The 5,994-nt window shown below is 41.1% G+C and carries 5 protein-coding genes; all 5 read right to left on the reverse strand.

Annotated features, from left to right (window positions below; all coding sequences use genetic code 11):
- Window positions 1-255: 255 nt before the first annotated feature.
- Window positions 256-1,608, reverse strand: coding sequence for a sigma-54 dependent transcriptional regulator (locus NTU69_06085; protein MCX5803090.1), 1,353 nt, complete (start codon window positions 1,606-1,608; stop codon window positions 256-258).
- A 163-nt stretch (window positions 1,609-1,771) separates the two neighbouring features.
- Complete coding sequence (locus tag NTU69_06090) at window positions 1,772-2,134, reverse strand: four helix bundle protein (GenBank protein ID MCX5803091.1); 363 nt, start codon at window positions 2,132-2,134, stop codon at window positions 1,772-1,774.
- Window positions 2,135-2,176: 42 nt separating this feature from the next.
- The gene (locus tag NTU69_06095) at window positions 2,177-3,229 is read right to left on the reverse strand and encodes a HAMP domain-containing sensor histidine kinase (protein MCX5803092.1); all 1,053 of its coding nucleotides are present in this window, start codon (window positions 3,227-3,229) and stop codon (window positions 2,177-2,179) included.
- A complete protein-coding gene (locus NTU69_06100; protein ID MCX5803093.1) occupies window positions 3,226-4,449 on the reverse strand; it encodes a type II secretion system F family protein in 1,224 nt (407 codons plus the stop codon). The genes NTU69_06095 and NTU69_06100 overlap by 4 nt, the downstream gene beginning before the upstream one ends.
- 15 nt (window positions 4,450-4,464) lie before the next feature.
- A partial coding sequence (locus tag NTU69_06105) for a GspE/PulE family protein (protein MCX5803094.1) occupies window positions 4,465-5,994 on the reverse strand: 1,530 nt, incomplete at its 5' end.

The raw sequence follows: 5,994 nt of genomic DNA on the forward strand, positions 1-5,994 counted from the left end.
GGAAGCAAATCCAGATTTTAAAAATGATATCGATAGGCTTTTTGAAGAAGCAGTCGAGTTAAAAAAGATATTTTCCACCATTGCAAATAAGGTTTCAGGAGGAAATACTACCCGGTAATTTTATAACTTTGTTTTTTGACATTTTAAAGTTTGGAGCTTGTAATTTGATTATTGGAATTTAATTATTTTGGTTATTGAATTTTATTTGGTTATTTTTGACATTTTAAAGTTTGGAACTTGTAATTTGGTTATTGGTTATTGATTTATATCTATCTCGTACTTCTTTACCCTGTACCACATGCTCCGCTCTGATATGCCGAGGAGCTTTGCTGCCTTTGCCTGCGATCCCTGTGTCTTTTTCAGGGCATCAATAATCATGTTCTTTTCGAGCTCAGAAATCGCATTATCCAGGGATGTATCAGAATAGGCTCCACCTGTAAGCACATATTCACCCTTTAAATGGAGAGGCAGGTCATCACGCGTGATGCGGTTCCCCTCACACATAACAGCAGCCCTTTTTATTACGCTTATCAACTCCCGCACATTCCCGGGCCATCCATAATTCATAAGCACTTCTAATGTATCCTCAGTAAGGGTTGTTACAGAACCTGATTCACTTGCAATACCAAGCAATACATTATCTATAAGCAAAGGAATGTCCTCTTTTCTCTCTCTCAAAGGGGGGATATGGATAGGCATCTGAGACAACCTGAAGTAAAGGTCTTCTCTGAATTTACCTTCTTTTATCTCATTCTCCAGGACACGGTTCGTTGTTGAGATAATCCTTACATCTACGCCGTATATTTTTGTAGAGCCTAAATGTTCTATCTCCTTTTTTTCAACAACCCTCAAAATTTTTGCCTGAAGATAGGGACTCATCTCGCCAATTTCGTCAAGTACGGCCGTTCCAGAGTCAGCAACCTCAATCTTTCCCTTTTTCTGCTGAACTGCACCGGTGAATGCCCCCTTCTCGTACCCAAAAAGCTCGCTTTCAAGCAGGTTGTCAGGGATTGAGGCGCAGTTTACTACGACAAATTCCCCTTTCCTCTTTGACAAATTATGGATGAGTTTTGCAATTTCCTCCTTACCTACACCTGTCTCCCCGGTAATAAGAACTGTTAAATCTGAGTTTGCAATCTTCTCCACATTTCTGAAAATATCCTTCATATTTTCAGTGCTTCCTACAACCCCATGAAATACGAAATCCTTTAGTTCTTTTTCTTTTAACTGCTTTACCTCTTGTTTTAAACTTCTTGTCCTGAGAACCCTTCTCACCATAACCTTTAAATCATCAAGGGGGATTGGTTTTACAAAGAAGTCTGTTGCCCCCTTTTTTATTGCTTCGAGGGCATTCTTTTTTGTCCCATAGGCGGTAATAATGAGGATGGGAATATCTCTCTGCCTTTTTAAATCATCTATCGCAGTAAGTCCATCCATACCAGGTAGACTGATATCCATAATCACAAGGTCTATGCCATTACTTATTTTTTTCGTGGCATCTTCATAAGATGAGAAGGATTCTACAGAATAGCCCTCTCCTTTCAACGCCTCTTCTAAAAAAAACCTTACCCCAGGGTCATCTTCGACGATAATGATCTTTTCACTCATGGCATTGAAACCTTGTAGGGTTCGAGGGGTCCAGGGGTCGAGGATTCCAGTGCGTTAAAGACACTCGAACCCTTGGCCCCTTGAATCCTTGAATCCTGCTTTTTATAATCCACTTGAACCCTGGAACCCTTGAATCCTAGAACCCTGAGTTTTTTGCATCCCTTCACCTCTTCTTTTCCAGAGATTTGATAAGTGCTTTAAGCATTCGCTCAATATCCCCGATGTTCATCTGAATTTTGTTCATATTTTCAGCAGCAATGTAACCCAAATCAATAGACAACAGTATCTGAGTTTCTAATTCACAAATAGAGCCATAAGCAATGTAAAGTGAATGTATATACTCAGGGGTTGTTTTCCTGCCGTAGCCTTCAGCAATATTCGATGGAATTGATACTGCAGCTCTTCGTATTTGTGATGTTAATCCATACCTTTCATCATCTGGAAACAACTTTGTCAATCTATATATTTCAAGACAGAGTTGATAAGACTTCTGCCACACTGTTAATTCCTTATAGTTTTTTAACACCCCTTGACCCCTTGAATCCTTGAACCCTCGAATCCTGTTCTTTTATAATCCACTTGAACCCTCGACCCCTTGAGTGCTCGAACCCTGCTCTTTTGGTAATATAATTTCAAAGGTTGTTCCTTCTTCCCCACTTTCCACCTTTATATCGCCATTATGCAACTTGACGTTTTTCTTACTTATAAAAAGCCCGAGACCCCTACCGCCCTTCTTCTTTGCGAAGAATGGTTTAAATAATGACCTGAGATCATCCTCTTCAATTTTTGAGCTTTTATTGTAAACAGACACACTGATAGAGCCATTAATTGATGTCTTGATAATAACCTGGCCCCCGTTTTTCTCATACTCATACGCATTTCTTACAACATTATAAATCGCCTGGTATATCTTTGTTCTATCCCCAAAATATGGGAGGTTTTTAGTCTTTTGAAATTCACTCATTACGTCAACAAATTCTTGGTGCAGATTATCTCTGACCTCCTCTATGAGGTCATTCACATCAAAGGCTTCCTTTGTAAGCTCATTGTCAGTAAAGTCAAGGAGTTCGCTTGTGAACTTATCAATCTTTTTTGCTGCCTCAAGCATTGTATCAATGTATGATCTTTGAGAACCATCCTCAATCTTTTGCTTTAGTAGTTCGCTCATACCCGTTATTGTGTTCAAAGGATTCCTCACCTCATGTGCAACCATAAGGGACATATACCCAAGGGGAATAATGTAGTCGAGTTTATCCACATCCATAATGCCCTCTTTCCCCTCTTCTTCCCCCTTCTTTTTTACAAATTCCACCAGTGTCTCTATCATCTTATAAACCTCTATCATCTGGCCTTTTTCTTTCCTCGATTCTTCGAACCTGACCAGTTTCTCAGCCCTTTTTACCAGCTCGAGTACAGGACGTGTCATGGCAAGAATCACAACAAGGGAACATAAAGATGAGAAAAGGGAAGCCCCGAATACCCACAATGAAACTACTTTAGATTGTCTTATCATATTTGCAGCAACAACTCCCGAGAGAAGGCTTGTAAGGAATACAACCAGCGGGATGATTGTATTCAAACTGTATCTTAGATTGCTGGGGTCTTTAAAAAAATTTTTCAACCTCCTCCCCTCATTGCACCCATCATGTTCCACCAGGGCATAAATATGGCAAGGGCAAGGAATAATACCATGATTGAAAGACCAGCGGTAAGTATCGGTTCTATCCACGCTGAGAGTCTGTTCACCGAATAGGTAACCTCCCTGTCATAATGTGTTGATATCTCCCTCAGCATCTCTTCAAGGGAACCTGTCTCTTCACCTGTTGAGACAAGGTGTATCACAAGGGGAGGGAAAATCTTAGCATCCCTCATCGGTCTTGATATACCCCTTCCCTTCTCTATCTTTACACCAATCTCAAGTACCTTTCTTGCAATAAAATTATTTCCAACTGTCCTCGACACAATTTCCAATGTTTTTACAATAGGGACACCGGCTTTCACTAAATTCTCGAGCGTAAAAGCAAACCTGCCCATACATATCTTCAGAATAATAGGGCCGATAAGGGGAACTTTTAACTTAAGATTGTCAAACAGAAAAGAACCCCTCTCTGTTCTTATGTATAGAAAGAAAAGAACTATTATTGCAATAAGTCCACTTATTACAAACACACCATATGCACTCATAATATCATTGATAAATATGAGGATCTGCGTTGGAAGGGGCAGGGCAACCTTTGAGCCTTTAAACAAAGGAACAAACTTTGGCACTACAACGTTTATAAGGACAATAAAGGCTATCACAAGGGTACCGATTACAAACATCGGGTATCTCAGTGCAGATTTTAACATTTCTTTTGTCCTCATCTGGAACTCCAGCACCCCGGAAAGCCTTTCTAAAACCTCCTCGAGAGAACCACCCAGTTCCCCTGCCCTCACCATACTTGTATATAGTTCCGGGAATATACCTTTGTGCTTCGAGAGGGCATCTGAAAAACTCTGACCCCTATCAACGTCCTGACAGATTGTCCTTATTGCTGCCTTAAGCCTTGTGTTTGATGTCTGTTCTTCAAGGGCCTTAAGCCCGGAAATCAGCGGGATACCAGCCCTTACAACGGTCTGTAATTGCCGTGTAAAAAATACAAGGTCATCGTATTTTACCCTTTGAAATCTCACAAAAATATCATCAAGGGAAGATAATCCACGTCCTATTTCTGACGCTGAAACGGGAAAAAGCCCCATTGCGTCGAGCTGCTGATACACCGCTTGTTTGCCATCACCATCTAAGGTTCCTGTTATCAGGGAACCCTTTTCATCCCGTGCTCTGTATGTAAATGTACCCATATATACCTTAAAAAGTTAATCTACCTGCGCTGCGGTCAAGGCCTCTTCCAATGTTGTTACACCAAAAAGTGCCTTCATTATTGCATCATCCCGTAACAATCTCATCCCTTTCTCTATCCCCTTCTTCCTTATCACATCGCTTGAAGATTTGTTAACAACAAGTTCCCTTAATTCATCATCCAATACAAGGATTTCAAACACACCTACCCTGCCTCTATACCCCTTGTATTGACATGAAGGGCATCCTTTACCCCTGTAAAGCAAAACATTTTCGTTTATATTAAAACTTTTGTGGATTGAAGGTGGTGGATAATACGATTCCTTGCACTCAGGGCAGACTCTCCGGATTAATCTCTGCCCAATTACACATGAAACAGAAGATGCGACAAGGAAAGGTTCAATTCCCATCTCAATCATCCTTGTTAAAGCACTGGGGGCATCGTTTGTATGCAGGGTAGATAAAACAACATGACCGGTAAGCGCCGAATGAATAGCTATTGTTGCAGTTTCCGTGTCCCTTATTTCACCTATCATGATGATATCCGGGTCCTGCCTTAACATTGACCTTAAACCCGTATCAAAGGTAAGCCCTGCCTTTGGATTTACCTGAGCCTGAGTAAGGCCCTCAACAGTATACTCAACCGGGTCTTCTATAGTAATTATGTTCTTCTCGGGGGAATTAATATAGTTCAAGATAGCGTATAATGATGTGGATTTGCCGCTCCCTGTTGGTCCTGTTGAAAGTATAAACCCATAGGGTCTTTTAAGCACATTCTTCAATTTCTCACTATCGTCGTGGAGTAACCCCAGCTTATCAATTCCATAGAGAGACGTACTCTTATCGAGAAGACGAAGTACTGCCTTTTCTCCATGTATTGTGGGGAATGTCGAAACCCTGACGCCAAACTCTCTCGTGCCCTCTCTTATATTAAACCTTCCATCCTGGGGGATCCTTGTTTTTGCTATATCAATCCCCGAAAGTATCTTTATCCTTGAGACGATGGCAAGAAACATGCTCTTATCTGGTGAGGGTATGGCCCTTAACCTTCCATCAACCCTCATCCTTACCCTCATAGTCCTCTTATAGGGCTCTACATGTATGTCACTTGCACTATCAGCTAATGCCTGTGCAAGAAGGCTGTTCACAAATCTCACCACAGGCTCCTCTTCTGCCATGTCAACAGATATCCTCTCGTCTTGCTCTTCCTCCTCTTCTTCTTTTATAAGGGTTACCTCGTCTTTCCCTTTCATTCTCTCTAAGGTTTCTTCAACGATGGTTTTTATCCCATAATACTTCTCAAGGGCCCTTTTCAGCTCACCCTCTGTAACTATAAGCGGTTCCGTTTCCATCCTTACAATCCTTGCTATCTCGTCCATCGCATCTATGTCGAGAGGGTCAACCATTGCAAGTTTCAATACATTGAAGCGCTTCTCAACAGGGATAGCCATGCAGTTCTTCGCTGTATCAACAGAAATCAATTTTATTAAATTTTCCTGTATGTTTACCTCATCGAGATTCACAATGGGTATACCAAGCTGCCTGCT

This window comes from Pseudomonadota bacterium, assembly GCA_026388215.1.
GTDB lineage: Bacteria > Desulfobacterota > Syntrophorhabdia > Syntrophorhabdales > Syntrophorhabdaceae > JAPLKF01.